Origin of the sequence: Oceanimonas doudoroffii (assembly GCF_002242685.1) — a bacterium.
Taxonomy (GTDB): domain Bacteria; phylum Pseudomonadota; class Gammaproteobacteria; order Enterobacterales; family Aeromonadaceae; genus Oceanimonas; species Oceanimonas doudoroffii.
This window is the reverse complement of sequence record NZ_NBIM01000001.1, coordinates 417,239-435,746: the sequence shown is the minus strand read 5'-3', so window position 1 is coordinate 435,746 and position 18,508 is coordinate 417,239. Positions and strand designations below refer to the sequence as shown.

At 59.5% G+C, this 18,508-nt stretch carries 20 protein-coding genes; 1 reads left to right on the top strand and 19 read right to left on the bottom strand.

The window, feature by feature from the left end:
* Positions 1-35: 35 nt before the first annotated feature.
* The 6 genes from B6S08_RS02010 to B6S08_RS01985 form a co-directional block, all read right to left on the bottom strand.
* Positions 36-1,271, bottom strand: a complete 1,236-nt coding sequence (locus B6S08_RS02010) for an AAA family ATPase (protein WP_094199110.1) — start codon at positions 1,269-1,271, stop codon at positions 36-38.
* Positions 1,272-1,325: 54 nt separating this feature from the next.
* Positions 1,326-1,844, bottom strand: coding sequence for an A24 family peptidase (locus tag B6S08_RS02005; protein WP_094199109.1), 519 nt, complete (start codon positions 1,842-1,844; stop codon positions 1,326-1,328).
* Positions 1,845-1,901: 57 nt separating this feature from the next.
* Entirely contained in the window at positions 1,902-2,099 is a 198-nt protein-coding gene (locus B6S08_RS02000) for a pilus assembly protein (RefSeq protein WP_094199108.1), read from the bottom strand.
* A gap of 378 nt (positions 2,100-2,477) precedes the next feature.
* Complete coding sequence (locus B6S08_RS01995; protein ID WP_206063718.1) at positions 2,478-2,660, bottom strand: Flp family type IVb pilin; 183 nt, start codon at positions 2,658-2,660, stop codon at positions 2,478-2,480.
* A gap of 85 nt (positions 2,661-2,745) precedes the next feature.
* Entirely contained in the window at positions 2,746-3,618 is an 873-nt protein-coding gene (locus B6S08_RS01990; RefSeq protein WP_245849793.1) for a L,D-transpeptidase family protein, read from the bottom strand.
* Between the two features lie 507 nt (positions 3,619-4,125).
* Positions 4,126-4,470: a hypothetical protein gene (locus tag B6S08_RS01985; protein WP_094199105.1), complete on the bottom strand. Its 345-nt coding sequence runs from the start codon at positions 4,468-4,470 to the stop codon at positions 4,126-4,128.
* 115 nt (positions 4,471-4,585) lie between these two features.
* On the opposite strand from B6S08_RS01985, the gene asnS reads away from it, so the two are divergent.
* Positions 4,586-5,986: an asparagine--tRNA ligase gene (asnS, locus tag B6S08_RS01980; RefSeq protein ID WP_094199104.1), complete on the top strand. Its 1,401-nt coding sequence runs from the start codon at positions 4,586-4,588 to the stop codon at positions 5,984-5,986.
* Positions 5,987-6,074: 88 nt separating this feature from the next.
* Here the strand turns inward: asnS and B6S08_RS01975 are convergent, their stop codons facing one another.
* From B6S08_RS01975 to prpB, 13 genes are all read right to left on the bottom strand, one after another.
* Complete coding sequence (locus B6S08_RS01975) at positions 6,075-7,367, bottom strand: NCS2 family permease (RefSeq protein WP_094199103.1); 1,293 nt, start codon at positions 7,365-7,367, stop codon at positions 6,075-6,077.
* Positions 7,368-7,545: 178 nt separating this feature from the next.
* The gene (locus B6S08_RS01970) at positions 7,546-8,094 is read right to left on the bottom strand and encodes a HupE/UreJ family protein (RefSeq protein WP_094199102.1); all 549 of its coding nucleotides are present in this window, start codon (positions 8,092-8,094) and stop codon (positions 7,546-7,548) included.
* Positions 8,091-8,738: an urease accessory protein UreG gene (gene ureG / locus B6S08_RS01965; RefSeq protein ID WP_094199101.1), complete on the bottom strand. Its 648-nt coding sequence runs from the start codon at positions 8,736-8,738 to the stop codon at positions 8,091-8,093. Before ureG ends, B6S08_RS01970 begins: the two co-directional genes overlap by 4 nt.
* Before the next feature lie 4 nt (positions 8,739-8,742).
* On the bottom strand, positions 8,743-9,405 hold the full coding sequence (locus B6S08_RS01960) for an urease accessory protein UreF (protein WP_094199100.1): 663 nt from the start codon (positions 9,403-9,405) through the stop codon (positions 8,743-8,745).
* Positions 9,395-9,844, bottom strand: a complete 450-nt coding sequence (gene ureE, locus B6S08_RS01955; RefSeq protein ID WP_094199099.1) for an urease accessory protein UreE — start codon at positions 9,842-9,844, stop codon at positions 9,395-9,397. The genes B6S08_RS01960 and ureE overlap by 11 nt, the downstream gene beginning before the upstream one ends.
* A 13-nt stretch (positions 9,845-9,857) precedes the next feature.
* Entirely contained in the window at positions 9,858-11,564 is a 1,707-nt protein-coding gene (ureC, locus tag B6S08_RS01950; RefSeq protein ID WP_094199098.1) for an urease subunit alpha, read from the bottom strand.
* Positions 11,564-11,881 carry an urease subunit beta gene (locus B6S08_RS01945; RefSeq protein WP_094199097.1) on the bottom strand — a complete coding sequence of 106 codons (318 nt, stop codon included), beginning with the start codon at positions 11,879-11,881 and terminating at the stop codon, positions 11,564-11,566. The genes ureC and B6S08_RS01945 overlap by 1 nt, the downstream gene beginning before the upstream one ends.
* Before the next feature lie 9 nt (positions 11,882-11,890).
* Positions 11,891-12,193 carry an urease subunit gamma gene (locus B6S08_RS01940; RefSeq protein ID WP_094199096.1) on the bottom strand — a complete coding sequence of 101 codons (303 nt, stop codon included), beginning with the start codon at positions 12,191-12,193 and terminating at the stop codon, positions 11,891-11,893.
* A 23-nt stretch (positions 12,194-12,216) separates the two neighbouring features.
* Entirely contained in the window at positions 12,217-13,083 is an 867-nt protein-coding gene (locus B6S08_RS01935) for an urease accessory protein UreD (protein WP_094199095.1), read from the bottom strand.
* Between the two features lie 295 nt (positions 13,084-13,378).
* A complete protein-coding gene (locus B6S08_RS01930) occupies positions 13,379-14,734 on the bottom strand; it encodes a cytosine permease (RefSeq protein WP_094199094.1) in 1,356 nt (451 codons plus the stop codon).
* Positions 14,735-14,972: 238 nt separating this feature from the next.
* Positions 14,973-16,424 carry a bifunctional 2-methylcitrate dehydratase/aconitate hydratase gene (locus B6S08_RS01925; protein WP_094199093.1) on the bottom strand — a complete coding sequence of 484 codons (1,452 nt, stop codon included), beginning with the start codon at positions 16,422-16,424 and terminating at the stop codon, positions 14,973-14,975.
* Between the two features lie 53 nt (positions 16,425-16,477).
* Entirely contained in the window at positions 16,478-17,590 is a 1,113-nt protein-coding gene (prpC, locus tag B6S08_RS01920; protein ID WP_094199092.1) for a bifunctional 2-methylcitrate synthase/citrate synthase, read from the bottom strand.
* On the bottom strand, positions 17,587-18,459 hold the full coding sequence (gene prpB / locus B6S08_RS01915) for a methylisocitrate lyase (RefSeq protein WP_094199091.1): 873 nt from the start codon (positions 18,457-18,459) through the stop codon (positions 17,587-17,589). Before prpB ends, prpC begins: the two co-directional genes overlap by 4 nt.
* Between the last annotated feature and the right edge of the window lie 49 nt (positions 18,460-18,508).

The window sequence follows — 18,508 nt, the reverse complement described above, 5'->3', positions numbered from 1 at the left end:
TTGGTTAGCTGAATGAATCCGCGCTGGAAGTATAGTCAGTGCACACAATACATATGCCAGGCCTTGGTTAAAATATCCTCGGTCAGTAGTTCATCGGCCTGACCGTTAAAGTGCATAATGTCCCGAGCAATCCCCAGAATGTCCCTTGGATAACAGGCAATCATTGGTTTGTTACTGCCTTTGTGCAGTTTGTCCACCATAAAGCGGAATAATGCTTCGGTAGCAGAAAGCTGATATTTCTCCAGGTTCATGTTCCAGACTTTTCGGTAAAGTTCTTCCGGCATGGCCTGCAACTGCAGCTTGTACCCCAAGCGGCGCAGAAAGGCTTCATCGGCAATACTTTCCGGATCCAGATTGGTGGAAAACACCAGTATCTGTTCAAAGGGAATGTCAAAATGAAGACCATTAGGCAAAGACAGAAAGTCCCGCCTTTCCTCCATCGGCACAATCCAACGGTTAAACAACTCATCGGCAGAAAAGCCCTGGCGCCCCAGGTCATCGATAAGGAGGACACCGTTATTGGCCTTCATTTGCAGTGGCGCACTGTATTGACGGGACTGCCTGTCGAAATGCACTTCCAGCATATCGAGCTTGAGCTCGCCCCCCACCATCACGAGTGGGCGATGGCAGGGAATATAGCGGGCATCAAGGTCGTCATCATTACCTACCACCCGCCAGTGATAAATAGGGTCGAACAACGGAATGATGGTATTCTGCACCGCGATGGCATGAGGCACATAAATATGCTCATCAAAAACCTTGTTAAAGCGGTGACATAAAAAACTTTTACCGGTGCCGGCATGACCGTAAATAAGCAGAGGTCGACGTGAGTTAAGTGCCGGTCCCAAAACATTGACCAACTCCGGGCTGATGACCATATCGGCCAGGGCCAACTCCAGCTGCTCCCGGCGTATGCTATGCTCGCCCAGCGACTGAGCCTGAACCAAACGATTGTAGTCCACCAGTGGAATAGGGGCTGGACCTATGTAGCCGTCACGTTCGTTCAGCACCTGAGCCTCATACTGGCCTTTTTGGGTCAGGGCAAAACGAATAGCCTCATCCATACGGCCGGAGGTGCGCACCTCCACCAGTTGTAGGGTTTTCAGCTCCTGCAGCAGGGGCTCGACGATGCTGCCCCGCAGGCACAGGCGATCGACCAGAGCCGGCAGCGACAGCGAGGCCTCCTCCTGCAAATGGCGCAGTATCAATCGGAACAACAGTTCCTTTGTCAGGCCGGTTTCGGCCAGTTTTTTGGGTTTAGGCAGGTACATCCTTGTTACCTCCTTCTTTTTTAAGCTGTAAGTTTTACTTTGATCAGCTGATAGCTAGGATACCAAGGTAAATATCTGGTATTTGTTCAGCATCACCGCCAGGGCCGCCCCCAGGGCAAGCGCCGGACCATAGGGCACCTTTAATCCAGCCATCTCGTTTTCTGCCGGGGTCATGTAACGACGGGTGCCGAAGATCAACATATAGCGACTGAAACTGGTTTTAAATCCTTGCCAACCGACTCTACGCCAGGCCAGTATTAACACTAGAGGCAGGCCAATCATCAGGCCATAAAGCAGGGACTCAATGAATAGCTGCCAGCCGGTAAAGGTAGCAATGGCCATACCTAGTTTGACATCACCACCGGCGAAGACTCTCAGTATAAAAAACGGGAACAACAGTAAAAATGAAAACGCCAGCCCGGACAGGGAATATATGGCCCCTTCGCCAAACATGGTATGAAAAAGGATACCCAGCGGAATAAATGGAAGGGTAATAAAATTGGGGATTTTGTGCGTTCTGAGATCCATCCAGGCGGCACAAACCAATAAAGCCAGCAATGGTAGCTGTTCCATAGCATCACCATAAGGTAAGAGGGTGGGCAAGGCCCACCCTTGAAATAAAGCGTATCATTAGCTGGTGCAGCTACCACCACTCGCCGCACCTATAGTGGTACAGAGGCCGTTGATTTCTTCTTCAACCGCCTCACCAAGGTTAGTGAATGCAGTGGCTGCACCCGCAGCAATTAACGCACCGGCAACCGCGTATTCCACCATGGTCAGACCATCTTCATCATTCACCAGACGCAGCAGTTCTTTTGCAATAAACATAAGAAAACCCTCTTTCCTTGTTTGTGTTTTCAGTTCCCTGTATCACAGAAAACCTTCCTGGTTAACATTTACAGCTTTTAATTATTTATCATTTAGCTTCGGCACCGCCTGTGCCTGTGTTATTCATATAGTCGCGCGGCCTCCTTGCTGTTCGATTATATGTCCCGGCATTTTCCGGTCCTTAAGCATGTCGCTTGTTATTATTTATAGCTAATACCAAGGGGTAGTTCACGTGAAAGTTTCCGAACAATCTGCCCTGAACCGGACCCCTTTGGTTCGCTTTTTTCGGTTGTTCCGGGCTCTGCTGCCCGGTGGCAGGAAAAAAATGCCCGCTTCGCCGGTGGCGAGCGGGCAGGTCATTGCCAGGTAAATGCAGCGTTAGCAACTGCTGCCGTCGTTCTTGACCTCGGCACACATAGTGTTGGTCCGGGCTTCCACCGCACCACCCAGCGCAACAAAGGCGGCCGCCACGCCGGTAGCCAGCAGGGCGCCGGCCACCGCATACTCCACCGTGGTCAGGCCTGATTCGTCATGCCAAAGACGCTTTAATTGATTAAACATGATGTCTACCTCCATGTAAGCAATCAGGTTTTAAATATGGTGCTGTCAACAATACAAGTATAGGCCCGTCAAAGGCCGCTCAGTCTTATATGTGTTCGTTCTTTCCATAAATATCCCCCGCAAACACCAGGCTGCCACCCTCGCTCCAGGCGGTAAAATACACCATATATACCGGCAGCCGCTCAGCCGGTGGTAACAGCTGGGTGCGTTCGTGTTCGGGCATTTGCCAGCCCAAACCTTGTGCCAGGGCGGCGGGCTCGGCCAGGCGTACGCAGCCGTGGCTTAACGCCCGCCGGTCCCGCCCAAACAGGGATTTGTCGGGGGTGTCATGCAAATACACGCTGTGGCGGTTACGCATTTCAAACTTGAGTTGCCCGAGGGCATTAGTCGGTCCCGGTTGCTGTACCAGACGCAAACCGGAAGGTGGGTTTTGCCAGTCGATGCTGGAGGGCGGCACCGGCTCACTACGATCTGGCAACCAGACGCGGAAACCGTTGCGGTCAAGGTAACCACCGTCCTTACGCTGGGCCGGTAGCAAATCTTCCCGCAATATATTGTCGGTGGGAGTCCAGTCCGGATTGACCTTGAGCGCATCGATATGGGTGGCCAGTTCGGGAGTGGGCCAGTCGGGCCGGCCTACGATCACCTTCATGGACAGCCTGGGTTGACCCGCCCGCACCAAGGTCAGACGGTAAGAAGGAATATTGATCAGTACATAATCGGTCGTGGCCGGCGGCAAGTGCAGCCAGCGACGCAGGTTGGTCTTAATCTCGGCCCTGAGCGCGGCAGGTGAACGATTCAACAGGGCGCGGATATCCTCGTTGAGCCCGCCTGTCACCTCAAGACCTCCCGCCCGCTGCAGGGCGGAAAGAGTTTCACTTAACGGTGGATCCAGCACATCGGCCCGGCTGACCGGCGCCGGCACTTGCCGGCCCAGTTCCGCCAACCTTCGGCGCAAAGCAGGTATGACCCCGTCCCGCTCACCCGGCCGTACATTCGGCCCCGCAGGTAACACTGTGTAATTCTGCTTTCGTGCCAGGCGTTCATAATGTCGGTGGAGTTCGCGATAACCATTGTAGTCAGGCGCCTGACTTTCCATATATACCGCTAAGTTGCCTTGTTCACGAGCCAGCTTAAAACCCTCACTGCGCCAGTGCTGCGGAAGGGAGTATTGAGCAAAATGTTCCCGCGCCTTCAGCACCCCGAGCCACTCCTGCGTCAGCCACTGGTCTCGCTCTGGTACGCTCATACCGATCAGGGTATTCTTTTCGGGCAATAACAGCCGATACAAATGCCGCCCTGCCTCATTCAATTGCTGATTACTGTGCCACAGCAACCCGGCCGACACCGGACCACTCAGCAACAGCGCGAACCATAACGTCGTGCTCAACATCAATCTGGGCAATATCCTTGCCATAACACTCCCTCCCTGGGTCGAACCATTCACCATGGTCAACATTTCAGTCTAGGTAGGATAGAGGTAAAACAACAGCAGGGTCAGCGCCGCGGCCACCACCAGCATCAGCAGATAAACCTTGAGATACTGGCTGTGACGCCGTCCTTTCAGGTGCACCAGGGTAAAAGTGGTCAGAGCCAGCCCCAGCGCCCCCCAGATACCGAGGTGAAACCACAGGGTGGGCAGGGTCAGCCAGACGGTTCGCACTTCAATTTCCAGGTAACGCAGATAGCCGAAATGCTGCTCGGGCCGGCCGTAGTGAAACAGGATCAACAACAGGAAATAGAAGGTCCAGCCACCGGCGGTCAACGCCGCCAGCAGGCCTCCTAACCAGTCTTTGGGGTGTTTGGCCATGGCTTTTCCCCCCATCTTTTGCTTGAGTCCTGACACCACACGAGTAACATTAGCTCCCTTATATATAGTGTATCGGCCAAGGGCCGGTTTAGTTCAAAGCTGGAGAGCGATTTACATGACCCACGCATCCGTAACTGATGTGCTGGCAGGCAAATATGCCGTTGGCACCCCCCTTACCGTTAAGGGGTGGATTCGCACTCGCCGTGACTCCAAGGCGGGAATTTCGTTTTTGGCCATTCACGATGGTAGCTGCTTCAATCCGGTGCAGGCCGTGGTGCCCAATAACGTGGCGAATTATCAGTCTGAAGTGGTGCGCCTGACCACCGGCTGCTCGGTGGAAGTCACCGGTACCGTGACCGAGTCTCAGGGCCAGGGCCAGGACTTTGAACTGCAGGCCACCGAGGTAAAGGTGGTGGGTTGGGTGGACGATCCTGACACCTACCCCATGGCTGCCAAGCGCCATACCATCGAGTATCTGCGCGAATACGCCCACCTGCGCCCGCGCACCAACCTGATTGGCGCCGTGGCCCGGGTTCGCAACTGCCTGTCTCAGGCGCTGCATCGTTTCTTCCATGAGAATGGCTACATGTGGGTGGCCACTCCCATCGTTACCGCCTCCGACTGCGAAGGCGCCGGTGAAATGTTCCGGGTTTCCACCCTGGATCTGCAGAACCTGCCGCGCACCGACAAGGGCGACATCGATTTTGGCGAAGACTTCTTTGGCAAGGAAGCATTCCTGACCGTGTCCGGGCAGCTTAACGGAGAAACTTACGCCTGTGCCCTGAGCAAGATCTACACCTTTGGCCCCACCTTCCGTGCCGAAAACTCCAACACCAGCCGCCATCTGGCCGAGTTCTGGATGGTCGAGCCCGAGCTGGCCTTTGCCGATCTGGACGACGCCGCCCGTCTCGCCGAAGACATGCTGAAATATGTGTTCAAGGCAGTGCTGGAAGAGCGCATGGACGACATGGCCTTCTTTGCCCAGCGGGTCGACAAAGACGCCATCACCCGTCTGCAAAACTTTGTGGAAAAAGACTTCGCCCAGGTGGACTACACCGACGCGGTAGAGATCCTGAAGCAGTCCGGCAGAACGTTCGAATTCCCGGTGGAATGGGGTGTGGATCTGTCGTCCGAACACGAGCGCTACCTGGCCGAAGAGCACTTCAAGGCGCCGGTGGTGGTGAAAAACTACCCGAAGGACATCAAGGCCTTCTACATGAAGCTGAACCCCGACGGCAAAACCGTCGCGGCCATGGATGTACTGGCCCCCGGCATTGGTGAGATCATCGGCGGATCCCAGCGGGAAGAAGTGCTGGAAGTGCTCGACGCCCGTCTGGAAGAAATGGGCCTGAACAAGGAAGACTACGGCTGGTACCGGGATCTGCGCCGCTACGGCACCGTGCCTCACGCCGGCTTTGGTCTGGGCTTTGAGCGCCTGGTGGCCTACGTCACCGGCATGGGCAACGTTCGGGACGTGATTCCCTTCCCGCGCACCCCGCGCAACGCCGACTTCTGATTATTCACTACGAATAAACGCCAAAAAGCCCCGTTTTCGGGGCTTTTTTTTATTTAATGGCGACTGACGTCAATGCCGCACCGCGCGCTCACACGCCAAAGGCGAATTTGAGCGCAAACAGCGCCGCCAGGGCCCAGACCACGGGGCTTACTTCACCGGCCCGGCCAGACAGCACTTTAACCCCGACAAAGCTGATAAAGCCAAAGGCAATGCCGTGGGCAATGGAGAAGGTAAAGGGCATCATCACCAGCACCACCACGGCAGGCACGGCTTCGGTCAGATCGTCCCAGTGCAGGTGGGCCAACTGGGCCAGCATCAGCACAGCCACATAGACCAGGGCGCCGGCGGTGGCATAGGCCGGTACCATACCCGCCAGTGGCGAGAACAGAATGGCGGCAATAAACAGCAGGCCGGTCACCACGGCGGTGAGGCCGCTGCGGCCACCCACGGCCACACCCGCAGTGCTTTCCACGTAGGAAGTGGTGGTCGACGTACCCAGTACCGAGCCGGCAATGGAGGCCGTACTGTCGGCCAACAGGGCGCGGCTCAGGCGCGGCAGGCGACCCTGTTCATCCAGCAGCTTGGCGCGCTGGGCCACGGCAATCAGGGTGCCGGAGGTATCAAACAAGTCCACAAACAAAAAGGCGAAGATCACCGACAACATGCCTACGTTAAAGGCGCCGGCAATGTCCAGCTGCATAAAGGTGGGTATGATGGAAGGCGGCGCCGATACGATGCCCTTGTATTCAATGTCACCAAAGGCCAACCCCAAGCCGGTGATCACCAGAATGCCGATCATCACGGCGCCGCGCATGCCCCGGGCCGCCATGCCGATGATCAGAAAAAAGCCCAGCACCGCCAGTCCCGCCTGCAGGCCGGTAATGTCACCCAGGCCTACCAGGGTGGCCGGGTTGTCTACAATAATGCCCGCACTTTTCAGCCCCACCAGTGCCAGGAACAGGCCGATGCCGGCGGCAATACCGAGCTTGAGCGGCTGGGGAATGGCATTGATGATCCACTCCCGCACCTTGAACAGACTCAGCAGCACAAACAGGCAGCCGGAGAAAAACACGGCTCCCAAGGCGCTTTGCCAACTGTACCCCTCGGTCAGCACCACCGTATAGGTAAAAAAGGCGTTCAGGCCCATGCCCGGCGCCAGGGCAATGGGGTAGTTGGCGGCCAGCCCCATAATAAAACAGCCCACCGCCGCCGCCAGGCAGGTGGCCACAAACACGGCACCGTAATCCATGCCCGCTTCCGACAGAATCGCTGGATTCACGAAAATGATGTAGGCCATGGTAAGGAAGGTGGTGATGCCCGCCACCACTTCCTGGCGGACATTGGTATTGAGCTCTTTGAGCCGAAAATATTGTTCAAGCATGGGGGGAGTAACTCTGAAATGATGGTGTAAACCGAAATTATCGGCTCAATCGGAACTTTTGGCAACGTGGTCACGGCAGGGCTGACCAGGAAGGCAGCATGTGGACGGGCGCATTTCCGTTGTCGGTTAATGCGCGGGGGCTTTGATCCCTCCCCCTCAGTCAAGGGGGAGGAACACGTCAGATCGCGGCCAGTAAACCGGCACCGGCCACGACCAGGCCAAACACTCGCAGTCCGGCTTCGTGCTGGTGGCGGGCCACCAGCATGCCGCAACCGTGCAGCATGGCCGTGGCCAGCACGAAGCCGGCCATAAAGGTCGCCACCGCGCCTTCAACCGGTGCTTCCAGGCCATGGGCATTGCCGTGGAACAGCCCAAACAGGGCACAAATAACAGGGGCCAGCGACTGCAACGGCACACGCAGGGCCAGACCCGCCCCCAGCACCACCAGGGATGCCAGGATCATGGGCTCAACCCCGGGCAGGCCGATGCCGGCCACTCCCAGGCCGGCGCCGGCGACCATGGCCGCCACAAAAGCCAGCGGCAAACGCCAGGCCAGTGCACGCTTGCCGGCCATCGCCAGCATGCCCACCGCCACCATGGCCAGTAAATGATCCCAGCCAAGCCAGGGGTGAAAGAAACCGGCAGCGAACCCCGAGCTTTCGTGGCCGGGGTGGGCAAAGGCGGTAACGGGGGCCAGGGCGGCCAGTATGATCAGGGCGTTTTTCATGGGGTTTCTCCGTGAAGGGCAAAATCGTCGGGCAGCGATCGCAGCATGCCTTCCTTTTCGATAAAACGAATAATCTCGAGCAGGCCATCGCCGCGCATCAGGTTGGTAAACACAAAGGGACGCTCGCCCCGCATGCGTTTGGCATCCCTGTCCATCACCTCCAGCGAGGCGTTGACCATGGGTGCCAGATCGGTCTTGTTGATGATCAGCAGATCCGACTTGGTGATGCCGGGCCCCCCCTTGCGGGGAATCTTGTCGCCGGCGCACACGTCGATCACATAGAGGGTCAGATCCGACAACTCCGGGCTGAAGGTGGCGGAAAGGTTATCACCACCGCTCTCGACCAGTACCAGCTCCAGGCCGGCATGGCGCTGTTGCAGGGTATCGATGGCCGCCAGGTTCATGGAGGCGTCTTCACGAATGGCGGTGTGCGGGCAGCCGCCGGTTTCCACGCCAAGAATGCGGTCTTCTTCCAGCGCCTGATGGCGCAGCAGGAATTCGGCGTCCTCCTTGGTGTAAATATCGTTGGTCACCACCGCCAGGTTGTAATGCGCCCGCAGGGACGCGCACAACTGGCGCAGCAGCGCCGTCTTGCCCGAGCCCACCGGCCCCCCCACACCAACTCGCAAACATTGTGTTGTCATCTTTTCAGCTCCGGAATAATCGGGAATATTGGGTTTCATGCAGGGCACTGGCCTGCACCTGACCGGGCAGGCCCAGGCCAAGCCGGTCATCGTCCAGGGTGGCGGCCAGGGCCAGGGTCTCACTTAGCGCCGGTTTCAGCGCCAGCAGTAACCGCTGTACCGCGGTCTGCCCCAGGGGCAGGGTCTTGGCGGCCACCGCCAGCTGGTTTTCCAGCCAACTCCAGGCAAAGCCAAGGGCGGCGGAATGGGCGCTCAGGCCCCATGCCCGGGCCGCCACGGCCCAGGCGCACATCAGCGCGGGCGGCTCGGGCAGGCCGGCCACATTCACCCCCTGCCCCTTTAGCAACCGCACCAGGGCCAGGGCCTGCTGCTCGTCTTCAAACAGCAGCTCCCGGGTCTCCCGGCTGGCGCGAATAAAGTCATTCCAGTACTCCAGCGCCTCGCCCTGCCCGCTTTCCAGGGCGTCATGCAGGCGCAGCAGCACCGGCAAATCGAGGTGGGCCAAGCCTTGCAGGGTGGCCGCTAGCCAGGCCTTGAGCCCGTCTTCGTCGTTTACCCAGCCAAGCTCAATGGCCGACTCCAGACCGGCGGACCAGGCGAAACCACCAATGGGCAGCGAAGGGCTGGCCAGGTGCAACAGCCCCAGCAACTCACCGTCAGTGGTCATGGTGGTGGCCGCCCAAACCGTGATAAGCGCCGGACTCAGGATTAAAGGGCGCCTGCTCTCGCTCCAGACACAACCCCAGGTGTTCGGCCAGGTGCTCCAGCACATGATCCGGCGCAAAGCGCAGCCAGCGCTCGCCAATCTCCAGGGTCACATGGCGATTACCTAGGTGATAACAGGCCCGGGCAAAGCTGGGCCAGTCGGCGGCATGGGCGGTGATCACCGGCTCCGCACCGGCGCGCACCTCAACCACCCGGCCGCATTCGCTCACCAGTTTGTCACCGGCAAGCAACACGCGGCCTCGCTCCAGAAACAGGCCCAGCTCAACGCCACCGTCGCTGACGGCGCGCAGCCGTCCCTTCTGGCGCAGCTCAAAGGGCAGGGTCAGGGTATCGTCGGCGGGCCGAGGACTCGGCCCCTCGTTCAGGATCATGTTCAGCATGCTTCATCCTTCTTCAAAACAGGGAATAGAGCTGGGCCAGAGGCAGCACGGTAGCGGGCTCACAGCTGAGCAACTCTCCGTCGCACACCACCTCATAGGTCTGGGCATCCACCTCCAGCCGTGGCGTAGCACTGTTGTGGATCATGCTGGCCTTGGTGATATTGCGAGTATGCTCGCAGGCCACCAGCCGGCGCTTCAGGCCCAGTTTGCCGGGCAGCTCCCGAGACAACGCCGCCTGGCTGACAAAGGTCAGGCTGCTGGCGGCGGCCGCCGCCCCCTGGGCACCGAACATGGGTCGGTAGTGCACCGGCTGAGGGGTGGGAATGGAGCCGTTCACATCGCCCATGGGCGCCCAGGCAATGCTGCCTCCCTTGATGATTAAGCTAGGCTTGATGCCAAAAAACGCCGGGTTCCACAGCACCAGATCCGCCAGCTTGCCCGCTTCCACCGAGCCCACCTCATGGCTGACTCCATGGGCGATGGCCGGGTTGATGGTGTACTTGGCGATATAACGTTTCACCCGGTAGTTGTCGGCGCCGTGCCGCTCATCCTCGAGTAGCGGGCCCCGTTGCACCTTCATTTTGTGAGCGGTCTGCCAGGTGCGGCAGATCACCTCGCCCACCCGGCCCATGGCCTGGCTGTCGGATGAAATCATCGAGATCACCCCGAGATCCTGCAAAATATCTTCGGCGGCGATGGTTTCCTTGCGAATGCGCGAGTCGGCAAAGGCCACGTCTTCGGGAATGGCCGGATCCAGGTGGTGGCACACCATCAGCATATCAAGGTGCTCGTCCACGGTATTGATGGTATAGGGCCGGGTCGGATTGGTGGACGACGGCAACACATTGGGCAGGCTGCAGGCGGTAAGAATATCGGGGGCATGACCACCACCGGCACCCTCGGTATGGTAGGTATGAATGGTTCGCCCTTTGAAGGCACCCAGGGTGTCTTCGACAAAGCCCGACTCGTTAAGGGTGTCGGTGTGAATGGCTATCTGCACATCGTATTCTTCCGCCACCGACAAACAGCAGTCGATGGCCGCCGGGGTACTGCCCCAGTCCTCATGCAGTTTCAGCCCCATGGCTCCCGCCTCCAGCTGCTCACGCAGGGCCTCGGGTTGGCTGGCATTGCCCTTGCCGAGAAAACCGAAGTTCATGGGCAGGCCGTCGGTGGCCTGCAGCATGCGGGCTATGTGCCACTCTCCTGGGGTACAGGTGGTGGCCTTGGAGCCGGTGGCCGGCCCGGTGCCGCCGCCTATCATGGTGGTTACCCCCGAGCAAAGGGCCTCGTCCACCTGCTGAGGACAGATATAGTGAATATGGGAGTCCACACCGCCGGCGGTAAGAATATGGCCCTCACCGGCAATCACCTCGGTGCCCGGTCCCACATTGATGGTCACGTTGTCCTGAATGTCCGGATTGCCGGCCTTGCCGATGGCATGAATGCGACCGTCCTTCAACGCCACGTCGGCCTTGACGATGCCCCAGTGATCCACAATCAGGGCATTGGTGATCACGGTGTCCACACTGTCGGCACGCCCGGCCTGGCTCTGGCCCATGCCATCTCGAATAACCTTGCCGCCACCGAATTTGACCTCTTCCCCATACAGGGTGAAGTCGCGTTCCACCTCAATCCATAACTCGGTATCGGCAAGCCGTACCCGATCACCGGTGGTGGGGCCAAACATGTCGGCATAGGCCTCGCGGCTGATCCTGCTCATTATTGCTCTCCTTCAAGCGGCCCCATCACCGCAGCGCGAAATCCGTATACTCGTCGCCGGCCGCCCATGGCCACCAGGGTCACGGTGCGCAGCTGGCCCGGCTCAAAGCGCACCGCGGTGCCGGCGGCGATGTCGAGGCGAAAGCCCAGGGTCCGCTCACGCTCAAATTCCAGCGCCGGGTTGGCCTCGGCAAAATGATAATGAGAGCCCACCTGAATGGGCCGGTCGCCGGCATTGGCCACGGTGATCTCGCGGCGCTCCCGGCCGGCGTTCAATTCAATGTCGCCGGCGGCCAGTTGCAGTTCTCCCGGTATCATGGTGCCTCCTTACTGAATGGGATCATGCAGGGTCACCAGCTTGGTGCCATCGGGAAAGGTGGCCTCCACCTGCACCTCGCGCACCAGCTCGGGCACACCGTCCATCACCTGCGCCCGGCTCAGCCAGGTGCGGCCCTCGCCCATCAACGAGGCCACGGTACGGCCATCGCGAGCACCTTCCATCACCGCCGCCGACAAATAGGCCACGGTTTCCGGGTAGTTCAGCCGCAGTCCCCGGGCCAGCCGGCGCTCGGCCAGCAGTGCGGCGGTAAACAGCAGCAGTTTGTCTTTCTCTCTTGGGCTGAGCTCCATGGTGAATACTCCTGTGACTGAATTCAGGTAAACCAGATACGGGGAAAACAGGCCTCACGGGCCAGCACCGCCGGACGCAGCCGCTCCCAGGCCCGCCACATGCCGTCCCGGCAGGCGATCATGTCGTGACCGAGGTAACGCACCAGCAGCACTCCCAGGCGTTCGGTCACGCTGAAACCGGGCGGCAACGATGCCCGCAGCACGGCAATCACATCGTCATTCAGCCACGGGCCCGCCGCCAGCAGGGTGCCGAATACGCAACCGCCGTGCAGCCCCGCCCGGCCTTGGTGCACCTGATCTCCCGCCTCGAGCTGCAGCCGCTCGTTAAACAGCAACCGACCGCTGCGCCACAGCTGCAGCCGCTGGGTCAGGCTGCCGGCATCAAACCACTGCTCGCCGGCGGGCCGGCCCAGGCACACCAGCTCCCAGCCAATAAAGCGGGCGCCTTCGCCCAGCTCAATATGCAGATCGAGCCCGGCGTTGGCGCCCCGAAAGACGATGGTTTCCTGGGGCAACCACTCCAGCTCGGCGTCCTCTTCCAGCCGCACCCGCACCCGCTGCCCCTGGCCCACTCCGGCGCTGTCCCGACGGTATACCTTGCCCGCCGACGGGGTGGTCAGCAGGCTTCGGCTGCCCGGCCCGGCCTCGATGTCGATGTTCAGGCAATCTCCCGACACCAGGCCGCCGGGCGGGTGCAGCAAATACAGGTGGCAGGTCTGCCCTTCCGGATAAAAGGGCCGCTGAATTCGAAGGGGGCCACTAAAGACCATGTTTTTGAGCTGAGTGCGTGAGTGGCCGGCCACCAGCTGCAGGTCGAGCTGCGCCGGCCAACTACGGGCGGGACCGTAACCGGTAGGGTGTGATGGCGATGGTGCATGACACTGGTGCATAGAATGATTTCACGGCGTATTGATGAAATGAGTTAAAGCACAAAGCGAGCCATTTTTTATAAGAACTTTACAAACAGTCACTTACATTAAAGCTGCCGGTTTTTCATTCGGCACCATTTGGTTTCTATTGAATCTTAATCACCACAACGGAGCAGGCTGCACGGAGGGCCGCCTCAAAGTGGTGCAGCCCTGGCGGCGACCATAGCGGGCCACCACGCCTCCCCGGTTGCCCCGCACCCATAAAAAAAGGCCCCGCAAGCGGGGCCAAAAGCACACGATTAACAACATGAAATTATCAGGATTCGACGGCGGCCTCGGGCAGCTCGGCCGGTTTGGCGATGGGTTTCATCAGCAGGGTGTAACCTGCCACGCTGATCACCAGGCCCACAAAGAAGGCCATGTCCATAAAGATCAGGCTGCACAGGAAGGACACGCCGTATACCAGAAAGGCCCGCAAGTTGTAGTTGTTCTGGTAGACAAAGGGACCTTTGGGGTCATAGAAGTCTTCCACGCGAATGCGGCCACGGCGCAGCAGATAAAAGTCGGCCAGCATGATGCCCGCCACCGGACCCAGCAGGCCGGAGGTGACCACGCTGAACCACAGCAGGTTGTCGGCGAACAGCCAGGGCATCATCAGCAGACCAATCACACCGGAGATGGACACCCCCTGGGCAAAGCTAAGGCGCGGGAACACATTCATCAGGATCAGCGCCGACGGCATCAGGTTGGCCACGGTATTGGTGGACCACTGGGCAAAGGCGATGGTCAGCATGCTCAGGATCAGCACGATGGGTGAACTCATGGAATTCAGTACGATTTCAATCGGGTCCCATGTTCCGGTGAGAATGCCACCTATCATGCCCACCATCAGAATGCCGGAGCCAATCACGATCAGGCCGCCCAGCTGGGCGATAAAGGGCTTGCGGTTACGCACAAAGAAGTTTTTGCTGCTGTGATCCCGGGAGCGCTCCAGTTTGCGGGTCAGGTCCGGGCTGTTCAGGCCCATGGTGATCCAGATACCGGCAATGGCCATGACCGCAAACACGAAGGAGCCGTTGTCCAGGGAGGGCGCGGCCAGCACATCGCCAATGCTGGCATTGTTGGTTTCCAGCAGCCAGAAGGTCACCAGGCCAATCAGAATGGTCAGGGCCGGAATGGCCACCCAGTCGAACTTGGCCATGGCCTTCATGCCATAAATGGCGTTCACCACCTGCAGCACCCCAAAGATCAAAATAAGGATGGTGGTGTTGCTGTAACCGATCCACATCTCCAGCACCTTGCCGATGGCCACCGCCGCCACCCAGGTCTGAAAACCAAACCAGAAACAGGCCGGAATGGCGCGAAAGGCGGCCGGAATCTTGGCACCCTTGTAACCAAAGCAACCACGAATGTAGACGGTAAATGGAATGCCATAACGAATGCCGATATCACCGGCCAGGATCAGAATGCTGGTGACAATGGCGTAGGCCGCCAGAATGGCACCGATAATGGTCCAGGGCGATAGTCCCGGATAAAGCTGGGCACCCATGGTAAAGGCGCCCATATTGATGGTCATGCCCGCCCAGAGCATGGTGAAGTCCCAGATGTTGATGTCTCTGTCCTTGTCGGTGGACGGCATCAACTCGGGGTTGTTCATTTCGTGTACAGCCATTGGCCTCTCCCTGTTAACTACTTCATAAAGGTTGTTGCACGACCCGATGAAATGTAAATGATTTAACCGAATCAATGGGAACAAATTAACAGATTGATCGTTAACAATGCATATAAATTTTGTGGACACGAAGACTAACGTGACACTTGTCACACTTTATTCTGCTCAAACCTTCCATTACCCACCAAAAAGCCGGCTCGACGGCCGGCTTTGGCATGACCTGAAGCGACCGCTGCAGTCAGTTGATGATCAGGAGTTCCATAAAGTCGTTCACCGCCGTGGCCTCAAGGCGGCTCTGATCCTGGCACAGTTCAACAATGCGCCGGCTTTGTCCCTGGGGAAATCGGGTCAGCAGGCTTTGCAGAAACTTGCGCTCCAGCACCGGAATGCCATCGTGGCGCCGGCGCCGGTGGCCAATGGGGTACTCCACTTCCACGCGCTCGGTGTGGCTGCCGTCGGTGAAGAACACTTGTATGGCATTGGCAATGGAGCGCTTGTCCGCCTCCAGGTAGTCGGCGCTGTAGCGCGGGTCTTCCACCACCTGCATAGCGTTGCGCAGGGCGTCGATGCGGGCATCGCCCTGGTGAAAGGCGTCTTCGTAATGTTCGGCGGTCAGGGTGCCGTACAGCAGCGGCACCGCCACCATATATTGCAGGCAGTGATCCCGATCGGCCGGGTTGGCCAGTGGCCCGGTTTTGGAGATGATGCGAATGGCCGATTCATGGGTGGTGAGCTCAATGCGAGCGATGTCATCGAGCCGACCCGCAACCTGCGCATGCAGTTGCACCGCGCATTCCACCGCGGTCTGGGCATGAAACTCGGCGGGGTAGCTCAGCTTGAACAGCACGTTTTCCATCACATAGCTGCCAAGTGGCTGGCTCAGGGTAATCGGCCTGCCCTCAAACAGCACGTCCTGAAAGCCCCACTGGGGCGCACTCAGCACCGACGGCAGCCCCATCTCCCCTTTCAGGGTGATCATGGCCAGTCGCACCGCCCGGGCGGCAGCGTCGCCGGCGGCCCAGGACTTGCGCGAGCCGGCATTGGGGGCATGACGGTAGGTGCGCAGGGCGCCACCATCGGCCCAGGCCTGAGACAGGGCGTCTACTATCTGCGCACGGCTTCCCCCCAGCATCTTGGTCACCACGGCGGTGGACGCCACCCGCACCAGCAGCACGTGATCCAGCCCCACTCGGTTAAAACTGTTATTCAGCGCCAGCACACCCTGGATTTCGTGGGCCTTGATCATGGCGGTGAGCACGTCGGCCATGGTGAGCGGCGCCCGCCCCTCGGCCACCGCCACTCGGCTGAGGTAATCGGCGGTGGCGAGAATCGCCCCCAGGTTGTCGGACGGATGACCCCATTCGGCGGCCAGCCAGGTGTCGTTAAAATCAAGCCAGCGAATGATGCAGCCAATGTTGAAGGCGGCGGTGACCGGATCCAGTTCATGGGAGGTGCCGGGCACCCGGGCACCATGGCGCACAGTGGTGCCCGGCACCACAGGACCCAGGTGCTTGGTGCACTCGGGAAAGCGCAGCGCCTGCAACCCGCACCCCAGGGTGTCCATCAGGCAGTGGCGGGCGGTGCGCCGTGCCTCTGGGCTGCCGGCGTCGGTACCGGCCACGTAATCGGCAATCTGCACCAGCAGCCCATCGGGTGCGGGCCGCCGGTTGATATCCACATTGCTGCTCATGATTCGGCTCCTTGCTAAAAAGGGGATAGAGCGTTTCCCATCCCCTGAACGGGTTAGCGTTTGTCTATCGGCAGCCAGTCCTGATGGGGCGGGCCCACATAGTCGGCATTGGGGCGAATAATTCGATTATGAGCCCGCTGCTCCATGATATGGGCGGTCCAGCCGGTAACCCGGCTCAGCACAAAGATGGGGGTGAACAGCTTGGTGGGAATACCCATAAAGTGGTAGGCGCTGGCATGGTAAAAGTCGGCGTTGGCAAACAGCTTTTTCTCCCGCCACATCACCTCCTCCACCCGTTCCGACACCGGATACAGCACCCGGTCGCCGACCGCCTCGCCCAGTTGTTTGGCCCAGGGCTTGATAATGGCGTTGCGGGGATCCTTGGTGGTGTAGACGGCGTGGCCAAAGCCCATCACCTTTTCCTTGCGGGCCATCATATCGAGCAGGGCCGCTTCCGCCTCGTCGGGGCTGCTCCACTGCTCCATCATCGCCATGGCCGCCTCGTTGGCGCCGCCATGCAGGGGACCGCGCAGGGTGCCGATGGCGGCGGTCACCGCCGAATGCAGATCGGTCAGGGTCGAGGCGCAGACCCGGGCGGAAAAGGTGGATGCATTGAACTCGTGCTCGGCATAGAGCACCAGCGAACAGTGCATCACCTTGACGTCGAGCGCCGGCGGCACGCTGCCCCGCAGCATGTGCAGAAAATGGCCGCCTAGGCTGTCGTCGTCCAGGGCGGTGTCGATGCGCTCGCCGTCGTGGGCATAGCGATACCAGTAACAGATCATGGACGGCAGCAGCGCCAGCAGCCGCTCGGCGGCGTCCTGCTGCTCACTGAACCTGTGCTCGGTTTCCAGGTTGCCCAGCATGGAGCAGCCGGTGCGCAGCACATCCATGGGGTGGGCCGAGGCCGGAATCTGCTCAAGCACGATGCGCAGTGCCGCCGGCAAGCCTCGATTGGCACGCAACCGGGCCTTGAAGGCGCCGAGCTCGCCCCGGTTGGGCAAATACCCTTTGAGCAGCAGAAAGGCCACCTCTTCGAACTCGGCATGGGCCGCGAGATCTTCTATGTCATAGCCCCGGTAGGTCAGGCCGGAGCCGGTTTTGCCCACGGTGCACAGGGCGGTCTGGCCGGCGGTCTGGCCGCGCAATCCTTCGGCGTTGCTCATGCGTCTTCTCCTTTGCTGAACAGGGAATCGAGTGTTTGCTCGTAATGGTGGTAACCCAGGGTCTGGTACAGCTGTTCACGGGTCTGCATGGTATGAATGAGGTTGCGCTGGTGGCCGTCGGCAAGAATATGGCGATACACGCTTTCTGCCGCCCGGCTCATGGCACGAAACGCCGACAGCGGATAGAGCACCATGGCCACACCGGCGCCGGCCAGCTCGGCCTGGCTAAACAGTGGCGTCTTGCCAAATTCGGTGATATTGGCAAGCACGGGCACTCCCACCGCCTCACAAAAGGCACGGTACTGGGCCAGGGTTTCCATGGCTTCCGGAAAAATCATGTCGGCCCCCGCTTCAACGCAGGCCTGGGCTCGTTCAATGGCGCTGCTCATGCCTTCTACCGCCAGGGCGTCGGTGCGGGCCATGATGGCAAAACGGGGGTCACCGCGGGCATCGACCGCGGCGCGTATGCGGTCCACCATTTCCTCTTGGGAAACAATGGCCTTGTTGGGCCTGTGGCCACAGCGCTTTTGCACCACCTGATCTTCAATGTGAATGGCCGCCACCCCGGCCCGCTCCATTTCCTTCACGGTGCGGGCAATGCCAAAGGCGCCGCCAAAGCCGGTGTCGACATCCACCAACAGCGGCAGCCGGCTGACGGCGGTAATGCGGCGAGCGTCTTCGAGCACATCGTTGAGGGTGGTGATACCCAGATCCGGCAAACCAAAGGACGCATTGGCCACCCCGGCTCCGGACAGATACAAGGCCCTGTGGCCAACCTGCTCCGCCTGCATGGCGCTGTAGGCATTCACCGCACCCACCAGTGCCAGCGGGCCGCCGGCGGCGATGGCATCAAACAGATTTGGTCTCATGACAGTTCCTCCGCAAAGCCAGGAAACAGGAGCATAGGTACACGGATTG